Genomic DNA, 15,568 nt, shown 5'->3' with positions numbered 1-15,568 from the left:
CGCGTTTTAATATCAAATTTCATGCTGCATTAACATTTAGTAAAATAATGGTTATAAAAGCGCTCGCCTTTTATTAACCATTACGGTAATCTCAAAAGCGTTTGTGCTCGGATATCGCTATTCCATCACTGTCCTGATTAATATTGTGCGTTCCCGCACATTTATTTGGTTAAGTGATTGTCTGATCAGACCACAATCAATAATCTCGATTCGTTTGGCATTTTGGTAGCGACATCCGTCGTAAGGACAGCAAGGGAAAACAACAACAATGGTCAAGTCTCAACCTATTATGAGATATATTCTGCGGGTCATTCCTGCGGTTGCAGCAGCGGTCATGTTATCCGCGTGTACTACACCACAGACTTCGAACTTAAATACGCAAACTGAGATGCGTGCAGTTAATGACAAAGATGGGCTTTTACTGCAAGCCTCTCAGGATGAATTCGAAGCGATGGTGCGCAACGTTGACGTCAAGTCGAAAATTTTAGAACAGTATGCAGGGTGGAAAGGGGTTCGTTATCGTTTAGGCGGTAGCACCAAACGCGGTATTGATTGTTCCGCATTTGTACAAACGACTTTCCGTGAACAATTTGGAATGGATTTGCCACGCTCAACATCTGAGCAGCAGGATCTTGGCAAGAAAATCCAACGTACCAAGTTGCGCCCCGGCGATTTAGTGCTGTTCAGAGCTGGTTCGACAGGTCGCCATGTGGGTATCTATCTAGGTAACGATAAATTTGTTCATGCTTCGACCAGCGTCGGCGTGACAATATCGAGCCTAAATGAAGATTATTGGAATAAGCGTTATCGCGATGGGCGCCGAGTGCTAAGTAGCGGTTCGCGCAGCTAGCAGATTTTTATTCCTGTTGTCCGAGATACCAAACGAAACGATGAAACGCTACCTTCTGGTGGCGTTTTTTATTATTTATACGTCTCTAACCGATTTTGGGTAGGCCTTCCTTTCTAACCCCTTTTCCTGTTTGATTGTAGGAAATGTCCTTTTTTTTTAAGAACCGCGAAATTCAAGAATTTTCTGTGTAAAATTCGCTCCGCTTAACCGAGATTTTTCTGGTACTAAGGCATATTAACCAACGATTCTCCTTTCGAAAATTAAGTCGATTAGGTTAATAAGCTGAAAGTTTGTTTTACTGATATATCCCTAAAATACATCGGTACAAATTAAGTCTGCTTGTTTTACGTATTTGATGCATTTAGAGAGCATGTTTTCTTTATATTGGATGAAATTCAAATCGATAAGCTTATTAATACCAATAATACTCCCTAGCAAACCGGTAGCGCTGCGCTACTAACTTACTTATACTCATTACACTTTTATCATGCTGAGGGGCGACGTAACATGAGTTCAAACAGTGCGTTCTCCCGCAATATTCTATCCCGTCGTCATCTTGTAAAAAAAAGTGTCATCCTCGCACTCTGCTTCTTTATTTGTTTCGTTATTATTACGTTGTCATTACTTTATCGCAGTAGCGAACGAAAATTAACAACACAAAGCGATCATATTATCTCTTATTCGTCCCAGTTCCTTAATGAACTGACGACAACCATGTCTCAGCTTATCCCGCTGAGTACAAAAACATGTGAACAAGCCAGCTCTGCATTACATCCCAGCCTTTGGATTTTAAAATCCAACAAGGTACGCCTATGATGCCAAGTAAACCGGCAATTGGCGTATGGCTTCGTGAAGCCGGTCGTGGTAACTCCGGAGTATTGGCAACACTGGAATTAACATTACATCCTTATTTATTATTAAATTACGCTGAAAACCAAGTTAACGATTTAGCGATTGTGATTGATGATTTGGCCGTAACCACTCTTGACTCTAAAGTCATCCCCGTTAGCCAGCTACCCACCAAGGCTTCGCGTGAAGTGCAATTACCCGGTTACCCAATTAAAATATTGATTTATCACTCCAGCCTCACAGCGGATGATATTCGCATGACCCTATTAGGCGGACTGTTACTTTCAGGTTTGGTGGGGATACTGGCATATTATATTTTGATTGCCAGTCAAAGTGCTGAAGCTGAAATTTTACGCGGTATTCGGCGTGGTGAATTCTTTGTGGAGTATCAACCGGCATTTAGCTCACAGGATCGTTCATTACGTGGCTTGGAGGCATTGATCCGGTGGAAGCACCCCATTGAAGGGCGAATCTCCCCTGATCTTTTTATTCCCTATGCTGAAGCTCAACATTTGATTCAACCACTAACCCGGCATTTATTTGAGTTAATCATCAAAGACAGTAAATTAATAGAAAGTCATGTTTCTGTTGGAACAAAATTGGCCTTTAATATTTCACCTATTCACCTTGCTGATGATGACTTCCGTAAAGATGTCTCACACATGTTGCAGCAATTAAATACCGACATCTTTGCCCCTATATTTGAGATTACCGAGCGCGGTATGGTGGAAGAAGAATTGGCGATTAAGCAATTTGACTGGTTGCGTTCCCAAGGAATACAAATTGCTGTTGATGACTTTGGCACGGGACACAGTGCGCTGATCTATTTAGAACGTTTTACTCTAGACTATATTAAAATTGATCGTGGTTTTGTCAGCACAATCGGTATTAATACTGTTGCGGCACCGGTATTGGATGCAGTATTAATGCTAGCGCACAAACTCAATATTGAAACCGTTGCCGAAGGCGTCGAAACAGAACAACAACTCCAGTATTTAACACAGCATGGGGTTAACTTCTTACAGGGTTATTTACTTAGCAAGCCATTGTCTGTTGAGGATTTAATCGAGTTTTGTAAGAAAAAGAATTCGTAACAAAAACGCGTCGCCTTAATGTTTGCTTTACCCCTGCAAACTGGTAATTTTATCTAAGAGTATGACTATCTGAATAACGGCAGGAGATAATCACCAATATGTTGTTACGCCTACTTGCTGCCTTGATGCTTGCAACCCTCAGTTTTGGCTTACAGGCCGAAACAATTAAAGAAGGCAGCTCTTTTGCCATCCTGGGCGAACCTAAATACTCATCAGATTTTAGCCATTTTGATTATGTTAATCCTGCGGCCCCTAAAGGCGGTAACATCACGCTGTCTGCTATTGGCACCTTTGATAACTTTAACCGTTATGCATTGCGTGGTAACGCGGCCATACGTACTGAGCGGCTGTATGACTCGCTATTTACTACATCAGATGACGAGATTGGCAGCTATTACCCTTTAATTGCTGAATCAGCGCGTTTTGCTCCCGACTTTCACTGGATTGAAGTGGATATTAACCCCCGTGCACGTTTCCATGATGGTGCCCCAATTACTGCGCGGGATGTGGCGTTTACTTTCAATAAGTTTATGACGGAAGGCGTACCACAATTTCGTATTGTCTATAAAGGTGTACAAGTTAAAGCTATTTCTCGCCTAACTGTGCGTTTTGAATTCCCGGAACCTAATAAAGATAAAATGCTGGGCCTGTTTGGCTTACCTGTCATGCCCGAGCATTTTTGGAAAGACCATAAACTCAGTGACCCGTTGAGTAAACCACCTGTCAGCAGTGGTCCTTATCGTATTGGTAAATATAAAATGGGCCAGTTTATTACCTACGAGCGAGTCAGAGATTATTGGGCAGCTAACTTGCCAGTCAATCGCGGCCAGTATAATTTTGATACCATTCGATATGATTACTATTTAGACGATAAAGTCGCACTGGAAGCTTTTAAAGCCGGTGCGTTCGATTTCCGCGAAGAAACTTCGCCAAAAAGTTGGGCCACGCAATATGTGGGCGGTAACTTCGCAAAAAACTATATCGTCAAACAGGATATCCTCGATAATTCGGCGCAAAATACTCGCTGGTTAGCATTTAATGTCCAGCGCCCAATTTTTAGCGATCGGCGAGTCCGTGAAGCACTGACTCTGGCCTTTGACTTTGACTGGATGAATAAAGCCTTTTATTTCAATAGTTATCAGCGCACAAATAGCTTCTTCCAGAATACTGAATATGCCGCAAAAGGTTATCCAGACAGCGCGGAATTAGCTTGGTTAGCCCCACTCAAAGGCAAAATACCGCCAGAAGTCTTCACGCAAATATATCAGCCACCACAAACTGACGGCAGTGGTGACTCGCGGGATAATCTATTAAAAGCACGTGAATTACTGAGTGAAGCGGGTTGGGAAGTTAAAAATCAACGATTGGTTAACAGCGAAACCGGTAAACCTTTTGAGTTTGAATTGCTGTTACTTAGCGGCAGCAATTTCCAGTATGTCCAACCGTTCAAACATAATTTGCAGCGATTGGGTATCACCATGAATATCCGCGAGGTTGACAGCTCTCAATTTGTTAACCGCCTGCGTAGCCGGGATTACGATATGATCCCGACGGTTTACAGGGCCTTCCCTTACCCTAGCCCAGACTTACAAATCTTGTGGGGCTCGGCTTATATTGATTCCAGCTACAACGCACCGGGTATTAAAGATCCCGCGATTGATCACTTAATCGAACAGATTATTAAACATCAAGAACAGCCGGAGGCTTTACAGTCTCTAGGCCGAGCGCTTGATCGCGTGTTGACCTGGAACTATTTGATGATTCCGATGTGGTACTCCAATCATGCCCGCTTTGCTTATTGGGATAAATTCTCAACGCCTGCGGAACGCCCCACTTATTCGCTAGGGTTTGATAGCTGGTGGTTTGATGTCAATAAGGCAGCTCGCCTGCCAGCAGAACGTCACTAGGGGGCTGTTGTGGGCGCATATCTGTTACGACGGCTGTTGCTGGTCATTCCCACGTTGTGGGCGATTATTACTATTAACTTTTTTATTGTGCAAATCGCCCCTGGAGGCCCGGTTGATCAGGCCATCGCCAACATTGAACTGGGTCATTCCAGCAGTTATAGCACTGGTGGCGGTGATGCGGGCTTAGGAGGCGCAAAAGTTGGCCTAAATGCCGCGCAAGTGGGTGATAGTAACTATCGCGGCTCACGCGGATTAGACCCGGAAGTCATTGCCGAAATTAAACAACGTTTTGGTTTCGACAAACCGCTACATCAGCGCTATTTCGACATGCTATGGAGCTATGTGCGTTTTGATTTTGGTGACAGCCTGTTCCGCGGCGAATCTGTCATGTCATTAATTAAACATAGCCTACCGGTATCTATCTCCCTCGGGCTATGGAGCACACTGATAATTTATATGGTCTCCATTCCGCTAGGAATCAAAAAAGCGGTCCGAAATGGTACGGCATTTGATACTTGGAGCAGCACCTTAATTATTATTGGCTATGCCATCCCCTCTTTCTTGTTCGCTATTTTGCTGGTTGTGCTGTTTTCGGGTGGCAGCTATTTCGATTTATTCCCACTGCGTGGACTGGTGTCTAGCAACTGGGACACACTGCCGTGGTATAGCAAGATAACGGACTATCTGTGGCATATCACCTTGCCGGTATTGGCGACAGTGATTGGTGGCTTCGCTACATTGACTATGCTGACTAAAAACTCATTCCTCGACGAAATACGCAAACAATATGTTGTCACTGCCCGCGCCAAAGGGCTGCCCGAAGAAAAAATTCTGTATCGTCATGTATTCCGTAATGCCATGTTGTTGGTGATAGCCGGTTTCCCTGCCACCTTTATCAGCATGTTCTTCACCGGTTCACTCCTGATAGAAGTGATGTTTTCGCTTAATGGCTTAGGATTGTTAGGTTATGACGCTACCTTGCAGCGCGATTATCCGGTGATGTTTGGCACCCTTTATATTTTCACTCTGATTGGTTTGTTGCTAAACATTCTCAGCGATATCACCTATACCCTGGTTGATCCACGGATTGATTTTGAGGGCCGCCAATAATGATACGGCTGAGTGCAATTAATCAGGCCCGATGGGCGCGATTTCGTCAAAACCGCCGTGGCTACTGGTCACTGTGGATTTTCCTGACACTGTTTATTATCAGTCTATTTGCCGAGTTTATCGCCAATGATAAACCACTGCTGGTGAACTATCAGGGGCGAATCTATATGCCCTTTATGACCAATTACAGCGAATCAACCTTTGGCGGTATTTTAACCACGGCAGCCGATTACCAAGACCCTTATGTGCTGGCCAGAATTAAAGAAAATGGCTGGGCTATCTGGGCACCTATCCGTTTTAGCAATAACACCATTAATTTTGCCACTGATGTTCCCTTCCCCTCACCTCCCAGCCGCACCAATTTATTGGGTACGGACAGCACCGGCGGTGATGTGTTGGCTAAAGTCATTTATGGATTTCGTATCTCGCTGCTATTTGGCCTGACTCTGACGCTATTCTCCAGCGTCATTGGTATCTGCGCGGGCGCGGTCCAAGGCTATTACGGTGGCCGGGTTGACCTGTGGGGCCAGCGCTTTATTGAAGTCTGGTCCGGTATGCCAACACTGTTTTTAGTGATTTTACTGTCCAGTATTGTGCAGCCAAATTTCTGGTGGTTATTGGCCATTACCGTAATATTCGGCTGGATGGGGTTAGTCGGTGTCGTTCGTGCAGAATTTTTGCGCACGCGAAATTATGACTATATCCGCGCGGCGCGGGCCATGGGAGTGCGTGACCGAGTGATTATGTCACGTCATATGCTGCCTAACGCCATGGTCGCCACACTGACGTTTTTGCCTTTCATTCTATGTGGCTCAATCACCACCCTTACCTCACTCGATTTCCTCGGTTTTGGCCTACCAATGGGTTCTCCCTCACTAGGCGGACTGCTGCTGGAAGGTAAGAATAACCTTCAGGCGCCCTGGCTTGGGATCACTGCATTTTTGGTATTGGCCGTGCTGTTATCTCTGTTGATTTTTATCGGCGAAGCGGTACGTGACGCCTTTGACCCAAGTAAGGTGTACTGATATGGCGACCTCCCCACTTCTGGATATTCAAAATCTCAGTGTTGCATTTCGCCAAGCCGGTGTTGATCGTCAAGTTGTCAGCGAACTGTCATTACAGATAGAAACCGGTGAAACACTGGCTTTGGTCGGGGAGTCCGGCTCTGGCAAGAGTGTCACAGCTCTGTCTATTTTACGTCTACTGCCCTCGCCCCCCGTCGTTTACCCAACCGGCGATATTCTGTTTGCGGGAACATCATTGTTACACGCTGATGAACCAACATTACGCCGTATTCGCGGTGACCAGATTTCAATGATTTTTCAAGAGCCGATGGTCTCATTAAACCCATTACATACCATTGAGAAACAGCTGGCAGAAGTGCTGTCGCTGCATCGGGGTATGCGTCAGGAAGTGGCTCGAACTGAGATTATTCAGTGTCTTGATCGGGTGGGGATTCGTCATGCCAAAAGCAGATTAGCCGATTTCCCACATCAACTCTCCGGGGGCGAACGCCAGCGAGTGATGATTGCGATGGCGGTCTTGACGCAACCCAAGTTATTGATTGCCGATGAACCAACGACGGCGCTGGATGTCTCGGTGCAAGCTCAAATTTTGAGTTTGCTGAAAGAGTTAAAGCAAGAAATGGGGATGAGTTTACTGTTTATCACTCATAACCTGAATATTGTGCGCCGGTTAGCAGACAACGTGGCGGTGATGCGTGAAGGACGCGTTGTTGAGCAAAATAGTCGTCAGGCTCTATTTAGCACACCACAGCATCCTTATACTCGCCAGCTATTGGATGCCGAGCCACAAGGTGACCCATTACCGCTGAACACCAACTTGCAACCCTTGCTTGAAGTTAAAGGGTTGCAAGTGGCTTTTCCCATCAAGCGAGGTTTATTACGCCGCACCGTCGCTCATCACTATGCGCTGAAAGATCTCAGTTTTGATTTAAAACCCGGCGAAAGTTTAGGGTTGGTGGGTGAGTCAGGCTCAGGGAAAAGCACCACCGGGTTGGCATTGCTGCGCTTACTGCCCTCCCAAGGCGAGATTTGGTTTAGTGGTCAACCGCTACACAATTTTTCACCAAAGCAAATGCTGCCCTATCGTAGCCGCATTCAAGTGGTGTTTCAGGACCCATACTCAGCACTTAACCCTCGCTTGAATGTTCAGCAGATTATTGCTGAAGGGCTGGAGGTGCATCAGAAACTCAGCGCCACACATCGCGAACAGCGAGTGATCAAAGCTATGGAAGAAGTTGGGTTGGATCCGGTGAGCCGTTATCGCTACCCGACAGAGTTCTCAGGCGGGCAGCGCCAGCGTATTGCCATTGCGCGAGCACTCATTCTGCAACCTCAGTTGCTGATCCTCGATGAGCCAACCTCATCATTGGATAAATCAGTACAGGCGCAAATTTTGGCTTTACTGAAATCCCTTCAACAACGCTACCAGCTCAGTTATCTGTTTATCAGCCATGACTTACAAGTTGTACGCTCACTTTGCCATCAGGTGATTGTGTTAAAGCAAGGCGAAGTCGTGGAGCAAGGTGATTGTCGGGCGATATTTGCTGCGCCCAAACAGCAATATACTCAGCAATTGCTGCAATTTGCAGACTAGTTTGATGAAGATCGGGAATCAAGACATAAAAAAGCGCCAGCATGGATAACTGACGAGTAGCGCTGACGAACGCGATCGCACGTCAGAAGGGATAGAGCGCCGTCATCGTTTCAGCAATAGCAACACCCACATCTTTCAGACGGCACATAGTGGCACTTTCATCTTGATTATGGACAAACAAGCAAGGCTCGCCTTCCCATTCAACAATGGCGGAATCCACTTGTATCTCTTGTAACGAGAGATGGAGCCGCTGCATGATAATTTGCGCATGTGTGCCATCGTGGCTGAGTAATTTCAGCCCCATAAGGTCATTATTGGTATCGTCTATCGCCGTCAGTGGTATCGGCTCAACTTTGACGCCGATGAAACCAGATAACCAACGGTAACTTTGCGGCAGACGATGTACTACCGAAAGTTGGATATTATTCACGTATTTTTCCTAGTTAAAATAAAAAATCAAAAAACCATAAAAGCACCACAATGACTCACACTCACTAAAGTTATAGCCGCTAAGTTGGTATTGTGCTTGATTCAAACCTCATCAAAACACAACATTGATAACAATTTAGAAACTAAAAACCAACAATGCTACTTTTGTGCTGTTTTCAACCTTGATTCAGTCATCAGTGCCAAGCCCGAGACTGCCGGTTTGGGATTTAGATCCCATTTTTCGTTATATTTATACCTTTATGGCGGCTATCTCAACCATTTTTCTTGCAAACACGTTACCTAATACCAGCCAATATTTTACATTTCAGGAACAAATCAGCGTCATACCCTGCGAATAAAGTTCAATTAATTAATTGATAAATATATACATTCACTGATATCCGTCACCTTTTTACGCGAAGAAATAACAGATAAAAATTACGTCGCAACAATTTAGATGTTTTTATAATATTGCTCAAAAAGTTAACAATATGGTGCCAAGCATAACTATGCAATGAATAATGATATGCATGCTTATTATGTTGATGAAGCGCAAGAATCTGCTGCTTTTTCGTGGCAATTAGAGCGATATTTAACAAAGTGAAGGGAAGCAGAGGAAGGATTTAAGCATGATGTTAATTAATGGCTAGTGACTCATAAAAGACATAAGAAGAGGTTCGAGCACCTCCTCTCATGCCTAAGTATGAATTATTTCACCGCATCTTTATGAGGGCGGCTGGCATAAAGATAAAACAGCATGGCGACAATAATACAAAATGCCATTGAGCTGACCATAGGCCAGGCACTACGCGATGGTGCCATCGACAACAACGTTCCCACAATCGCGCCGATACCAAAGCGCAAAGTCCCGGCCAGAGAAGAGGCCGTACCTGCCATATGCGGGAAATCATCCAAGATAACAGCCATGGCATTCGAGGTGATCATCGCGATACAGCCAACATAAGCCGCTACACCCAATACCAGTGCCCAGAACCCCAAGCCGGTAGCACAAACCACCAGCAACCAGATTCCCATAACAAGTTGCACCAACATACCAAAGCGGAACATTTTCAATGCTCCGAAGCGGCGAACATTGCGGCTGTTAATCAGTGTCATCAAGAATAGAAAGACAATATTCAGCGCGAAATAATAACCAAAGTTCTGCGGAGAAACGCCGTTTAAATCGATATAGACAAAAGGACCGGCACTCAGGAATGAGAACATCCCAGCAAAAGAGAAGCCGCTGGCTAGCATGTAGCTCAGGACCCGCTTATGACGGAATAAAGTGGCGAAATTGCCAATAGTGGTACGCAAGTGAAACCGCTGTCGTTTTTCTTGCGGCAAAGTTTCTTTGATAAACAGTGAAACCAATATCGCGGCCACCAACGCAGCACCCGCCATAGTCCAGAAGATAGCATGCCAGCTAAACCACACCAGCAACGCCCCGCCAATGATGGGTGCCAAGAGCGGTGCGATAGTCATCACCAAAACCACAAAAGACATCATGCGGGAGAAATCGTCTTTGGTGAACATGTCTCGCATCAAGGCATTAATCACCACACTCGCGGCGGCTGCCGACAAACCATGCAGGAAACGCATGTTAATTAATTGTTCAATCGATTGCGCCATAGCACAAGCCATCCCGGCAAGCGCGAAGATTAGCGTCCCCCAGAAAATGACCGGCTTGCGCCCAAGGCTATCGGCCATTGGCCCATAGAACATCTGCCCGATAGCAAATCCCAGCACGTATGCGCTTAAGGTCATCTGCACCGAACCACTCTCTACACCAAACTCTTGGGCAATCGTGGGCATGGCGGGAAGATACATATCAATCGCCAGCGGCATCAGCATCGACAACAAGCCCAGGATAAAGATTAAGCCAAAGTGGGATGTCCGATTTTTCTCTTCTTGATTACTGGCAAGCACGTTCAATAACTCCTTCAATAACCTGTAGTCGGTTATATCAACGGCAAAACAGCGTGGAAACCATTCGCCCACGCTGCAATAGAAAAATCACTTACAGATGTGGTGCGCCGACACTCGCAATCTCTTCTGCCGTTAGTGGGCGATACTCGCCAGGTGCCAAATCATCATCGAGCCTGATTTCACCAATTCGCTCACGGTGCAGTTCTACTACCCTATTTCCGACGGCCGCGAACATCCGTTTAACCTGATGATAACGCCCTTCGCTGATGGTCAGACGCACCAACTGCGGCTCGATAACTTCAAGCAGTGCCGGTTTGGTCAGGGATTTTTCGTTATGCAGTTGTACGCCGTCAGCAAATTGCTGCGCCGTATCATCGGCCAGTGGATGTTCCAATGTCACCAGATAGGTTTTTTCACAATGGTGGCGCGGCGAGGTGATACGGTGTGACCACTGACCATCGTCGGTCATCAGTACCAACCCTGTAGTATCAATGTCTAACCGACCGGCAGCATGAAGTTTGTATGCCACAGGTTCATCAAGGAAATATAGCACCGTAGGATGATCCGGATCGTCGGTTGAGCACACGTAGCCTTGTGGCTTGTTCAGCATAAAGTAACGTGGACCAACCATTTGTTGTAATGGGTTGCCATCAAATCTCACGTCCTGCTCTGGGGTTAGCTTAATGGCACCACTTTTAACCACTTCACCATCAATGGTAACTCGCTTTGCCCGTAGCTCGCGCGCGACCAACGCCCGGCTGACACCTAATTGCTGAGATAAAAACTTGTCCAATCGCATTGAATCTACTTTGCCTGTTGTATAGTCGTGCCCGTGACAGGCACGATACCGTAATCACGCCTACATCTTGAAAAATGAGGGGAATTATACGGTGTGGAATGAATGAAGCCGTAAAGTTATATAGAGGAAAATTATTCGCTGTCTAACCAACCTAATCCACCAGTATAGCGGCGGTTGTCATATCATCCTAGAAACAGTTGCAACCAGCCCCTTATTTAGAAACTGCATCGTGGTAAAATTCAGTTATCGCCCCAGCCCCGCCAATCGGCATAATAGAGAGTAGAAATTTTTTCACTACGGGTAGAGAGAAATGTTGTTTATATCCGGTAAAAGAGTGTTGCGAATGATGTCTTCCGCCAACGGCCATAACCTGTAATGGCATTTACATTACGCCCTTATCAGCAAGAGGCGGTGGATGCCACCCTTGCCCATTTTCGTCGACATGCCGAACCCGCTCTGATTGTTTTGCCTACCGGGGCAGGTAAAAGTCTGGTCATTGCCGAACTGGCAAAGCTGGCTCGTGGCCGCGTTCTGGTGCTGGCGCATGTCAAAGAATTGGTTGCGCAAAATCATGCCAAATACTGTGCCTACGGTTTAGAAGCTGATATTTTCGCCGCGGGTTTACAGCAACGCCAAAGTGAAGGGAAAGTTGTGTTTGGGAGCGTGCAATCAGTCGCGCGAAATCTTTCCCTATTTGATAGTGCTTTTTCATTGTTAATTATTGATGAATGCCATCGCATCAGTGACGAAGATGACAGCCAATATCAGCAAATTATTCAACATTTACGCAGCACCAACCCGCGCCTGCGGCTGTTGGGGCTGACAGCCACACCTTATCGTCTGGGCAAGGGGTGGATTTATCAATTCCATTATCACGGCATTACGCGCGGTGATGGAAAATCACTGTTCCGCGATTGTATTTATGAATTACCCCTGCGCTATATGATCAAACACGGTTTTCTGGTGCCCCCAGAGCGGTTAGATATGCCGGTAGTGCAATACGATTTCAGCCGCCTGACCAGCAACAGTGACGGGATGTTCCGTGAAGCAGATTTAGACCGTGAACTTAAACAGCAGCAAAGAATCACCCCACATATTGTTAGCCAAATAATTGAATATGCCGCCCAGCGCCGTGGAGTGATGATTTTTGCCGCCACCGTCGAACACGCCAAAGAGGTCTACGGATTACTGCCTCAGGGTGAAGCGGCGCTGATCAGTGCCGGGACACCCCCTGCGGAACGCGATGCATTAATTACCGCCTTTAAAGCACAACAATTACACTACTTGGTGAATGTTGCTGTATTGACGACCGGTTTTGATGCTCCTCATGTTGATTTAATTGCCATTCTTCGCCCGACGGAATCAGTCAGCTTATATCAACAAATTGTCGGACGTGGCTTGCGACTCTTTCCGGGCAAAAAAGACTGTTTGATTCTAGATTATGCGGGTAATCCCCATGATCTTTTCACACCCGAAGTTGGCACCAGTAAACCCCATAGCGATAGCCAACCCGTGCAAGTTTTTTGCCCGGACTGTGGTTTTGCCAATATTTTTTGGGGGAAATGCACCGCGTCAGGCAAAATTATCGAACACTTTGGCCGCCGCTGTCAGGGCTGGTTTGAGGATGACAGCGGTAGCAGAGCGCAATGTGACTACCGCTTCCGCTTTAAATCCTGTCCTTATTGTGGGGCTGAAAATGATATTGCTGCGCGCCGCTGTCATCAGTGTCAGGAAGTGCTGGTAGACCCCGACGATATGCTAAAAGCCGCATTGAAATTGAAAGACGCATTAGTACTGCGCTGTGGCGGCATGAGTCTGGAGTCTGGGCATGATGCAAAGGGCGAATGGCTAAAAATGACCTATTACGACGAAGATGGCACCAATACCAGCGAACGTTTTCGGTTAACCACACCAGCACAGCGGATGGCTTTTGAGCAAATTTTCCTACGCCCCCATCAACGAGCGCCGGGAATTACACTAAAATGGCAAACCGCAGCAGATATTATTGCTCAACAAGCACTATTGCGTTATCCAGATTTTGTTGTCGCCCGGCGCCGTGGACAATGGTGGCAAATTCGAGAAAAGATATTTGATTATCAGGGGCGTTTTAGAAAAGCAGACTCGTTGGCTTAACACATACAACCAACACGCTGTAGCGCCAAGCGAAAGTGAAAGAGTCCCGATGAGCTTACATCAGTAAGTGATTCGGGCGAGAGAATGTAGCCAACACCGCTGTAGCGCCATGCGAAGCAGATAACCCAGTTATTGGCGTTACAGCAAGGCGGCAAGTGAAAGAGTCCCGATGAGCTTACATCAGTAAGTGATTCGGGCGAGAGAATGCAGCCAACACCGCTGTAGCGCCAAGAACGCAGGTTATATGCGGTATTGTTTGCTGTCTGGCTGAGACTTCGCTAGAATATCGCCCGCTTTGCTCTGGGTTTACCCGATCAAAGCCGACTATCGAACCTGTTGCTGGGTCGCCTGTAGCAGGGTAAATTTTCTTTAAGAGAAAACCAAATGACCACTATCAATGTAGAAGTACGTAAAGACCAGGGTAAGGGTGCGAGCCGCCGCCTGCGTGCAGCAAATAAATTTCCGGCAATCATTTACGGTGGTTCAGAAGCAGCAATCGCTATTGAACTTGATCATGACACCACCAAGAACCTTGAATTGAAACCGGGCTTTTATGATTCAGTACTGACTCTGGTTGTTGACGGTAAAGAAACCAAAGTTAAAGTACAGGCTGTTCAGCGTCACGCTTTCAAGCCAAAACTGACTCATATCGACTTCGTTCGCGTTTAATCGCGTCGCTTTCGATATTCGGGACGCCGAAATAAAAAACGCCGCTTATGCGGCGTTTTTTATTGGCTAAACATTTTACTGATACAATACAGTCACTTCTTGCCCGCATTACGCTGCAACTGATCTCGCAGGTTTGGTGGCGTGCCTCTGATAGTCAATGTATCTGTCGCGGGATCCCAGAAAATACGTTCCCCCAGCAACAATGCGTCAAAATTGATACTCAACCCACCACCGCTACCGGCAAATTTGGTCAACTGACGCAGTGTTCCGCGATCCGCTGGGAAGCTCTCTTCCAGTGCATAACCTTGCTCGACAGAAAATTGCTGGAAATCCTTTTCGCCCAACTTAGGTAATTCTTGTGCAAGCTCCTGCAAAGCAATCTCTTCACCCGCCTGCAACTGCTCATTACAGTAGCTATACACCTGCTGGCGGTATGCCTGACGCTCATTTTTGCCAAGCTCTGCATCTGCACAATAGTCGTCAACCGCCTGCAATAAACCACGGTTTTGTGCTTTAGTATCCAGCCCCTCAGACGCAGACAGGAAATCCATAAAGAAGTCAGATACTTTGCGCCCAACCCGCCCTTTCAGGAAGGTCAAATAGCGGGTTGACTCTGGATTATTTTCCCACTCTGTCAAATCGATACGGGCCACGATATCAGCACGATTGATATCGAGATAATGGGTGGTACTCAGATCAAGCTGCTCATTCACTCGCATACTATTGCAACTGCTCAACACCGAGATCAGCAAATATTCCACAGCCAAGTAGCGGTATTGGCAAAACAGCACCACACCACCTTCAGCAAACGGATATTTCGCTAACTCATCACGTAAACGCCCGGTTGCTGCGCGACTAAAGCTGAGGAAGTCTTCATCACCCTTACGGCTTCGTTTCAGTGCTTCAGCTAACTCACTTTGCTCATTAAACAGCCCGTAAGCTTTGCTTTTGGCACTGTAAACCCGATGCAGCTCGGCCATCATTTCTTCGACTACAGCATTGGTTGGTAACAGTGAATCGCGCAACACCACATCAAGCGTTTGCTCATCACGCTTGATAAGCTGATGTAAGGCTATCTGGTCAATATCCAGACTCATGATAAATACTCCTTTTGGCTAGGGGCGTATTCAATCACTGATGCCTGAGAGCTGCAACCCAAAAGCTATCGCGTCCCTCAATTAAT

Annotated in this window: 11 protein-coding genes and 1 pseudogene; 8 read left to right on the top strand and 4 right to left on the bottom strand. The window is 46.3% G+C overall.

Annotated elements, in window-relative coordinates:
• Nucleotides 1–268 precede the first annotated feature (268 nt).
• The 6 genes and pseudogenes from mepS to yejF all read left to right on the top strand — a co-directional run bounded on the left by mepS (nucleotide 269) and on the right by yejF (nucleotide 8,429).
• Nucleotides 269–850, top strand: coding sequence for a bifunctional murein DD-endopeptidase/murein LD-carboxypeptidase (mepS, locus tag ACIOG0_RS07965; protein ID WP_050097042.1), 582 nt, complete (start codon nucleotides 269–271; stop codon nucleotides 848–850).
• Between the two features lie 615 nt (nucleotides 851–1,465).
• Nucleotides 1,466–2,793: pseudogene (locus ACIOG0_RS07960) on the top strand (cyclic di-GMP phosphodiesterase).
• A gap of 98 nt (nucleotides 2,794–2,891) precedes the next feature.
• A complete protein-coding gene (locus ACIOG0_RS07955) occupies nucleotides 2,892–4,700 on the top strand; it encodes an extracellular solute-binding protein (RefSeq protein ID WP_128450891.1) in 1,809 nt (602 codons plus the stop codon).
• 9 nt (nucleotides 4,701–4,709) lie between these two features.
• Entirely contained in the window at nucleotides 4,710–5,810 is a 1,101-nt protein-coding gene (locus ACIOG0_RS07950; protein WP_050139774.1) for a microcin C ABC transporter permease YejB, read from the top strand.
• Nucleotides 5,810–6,835, top strand: coding sequence for an ABC transporter permease (locus ACIOG0_RS07945; protein ID WP_050097038.1), 1,026 nt, complete (start codon nucleotides 5,810–5,812; stop codon nucleotides 6,833–6,835). Before ACIOG0_RS07950 ends, ACIOG0_RS07945 begins: the two co-directional genes overlap by 1 nt.
• 1 nt (nucleotide 6,836) lies before the next feature.
• A complete protein-coding gene (yejF, locus tag ACIOG0_RS07940) occupies nucleotides 6,837–8,429 on the top strand; it encodes a microcin C ABC transporter ATP-binding protein YejF (RefSeq protein WP_050097037.1) in 1,593 nt (530 codons plus the stop codon).
• An 82-nt stretch (nucleotides 8,430–8,511) separates the two neighbouring features.
• Here yejF and ACIOG0_RS07935 read toward each other — a convergent pair whose 3' ends face one another.
• From ACIOG0_RS07935 to rsuA, 3 genes are all read right to left on the bottom strand, one after another.
• Complete coding sequence (locus ACIOG0_RS07935) at nucleotides 8,512–8,859, bottom strand: YejG family protein (RefSeq protein WP_050097036.1); 348 nt, start codon at nucleotides 8,857–8,859, stop codon at nucleotides 8,512–8,514.
• 707 nt (nucleotides 8,860–9,566) lie between these two features.
• Nucleotides 9,567–10,784: a Bcr/CflA family multidrug efflux MFS transporter gene (locus ACIOG0_RS07930; protein ID WP_050097035.1), complete on the bottom strand. Its 1,218-nt coding sequence runs from the start codon at nucleotides 10,782–10,784 to the stop codon at nucleotides 9,567–9,569.
• 91 nt (nucleotides 10,785–10,875) lie between these two features.
• Nucleotides 10,876–11,583 carry a 16S rRNA pseudouridine(516) synthase RsuA gene (gene rsuA / locus ACIOG0_RS07925; protein ID WP_050097034.1) on the bottom strand — a complete coding sequence of 236 codons (708 nt, stop codon included), beginning with the start codon at nucleotides 11,581–11,583 and terminating at the stop codon, nucleotides 10,876–10,878.
• 375 nt (nucleotides 11,584–11,958) lie between these two features.
• Between rsuA and ACIOG0_RS07920 the strand changes: the two genes are divergently transcribed.
• The gene (locus ACIOG0_RS07920; protein WP_128450893.1) at nucleotides 11,959–13,716 is read left to right on the top strand and encodes a DEAD/DEAH box helicase; all 1,758 of its coding nucleotides are present in this window, start codon (nucleotides 11,959–11,961) and stop codon (nucleotides 13,714–13,716) included.
• Between the two features lie 384 nt (nucleotides 13,717–14,100).
• Nucleotides 14,101–14,385: a 50S ribosomal protein L25 gene (gene rplY, locus ACIOG0_RS07915; protein ID WP_050097032.1), complete on the top strand. Its 285-nt coding sequence runs from the start codon at nucleotides 14,101–14,103 to the stop codon at nucleotides 14,383–14,385.
• Nucleotides 14,386–14,477: 92 nt separating this feature from the next.
• Here the strand turns inward: rplY and yejK are convergent, their stop codons facing one another.
• On the bottom strand, nucleotides 14,478–15,482 hold the full coding sequence (gene yejK / locus ACIOG0_RS07910) for a nucleoid-associated protein YejK (RefSeq protein ID WP_050140436.1): 1,005 nt from the start codon (nucleotides 15,480–15,482) through the stop codon (nucleotides 14,478–14,480).
• Between the last annotated feature and the right edge of the window lie 86 nt (nucleotides 15,483–15,568).

It is taken from the genome of Yersinia vastinensis (assembly GCF_044905075.1).
Taxonomy (GTDB): domain Bacteria; phylum Pseudomonadota; class Gammaproteobacteria; order Enterobacterales; family Enterobacteriaceae; genus Yersinia; species Yersinia vastinensis.
This window is presented reverse-complemented; position numbering and strand designations above follow the sequence as displayed.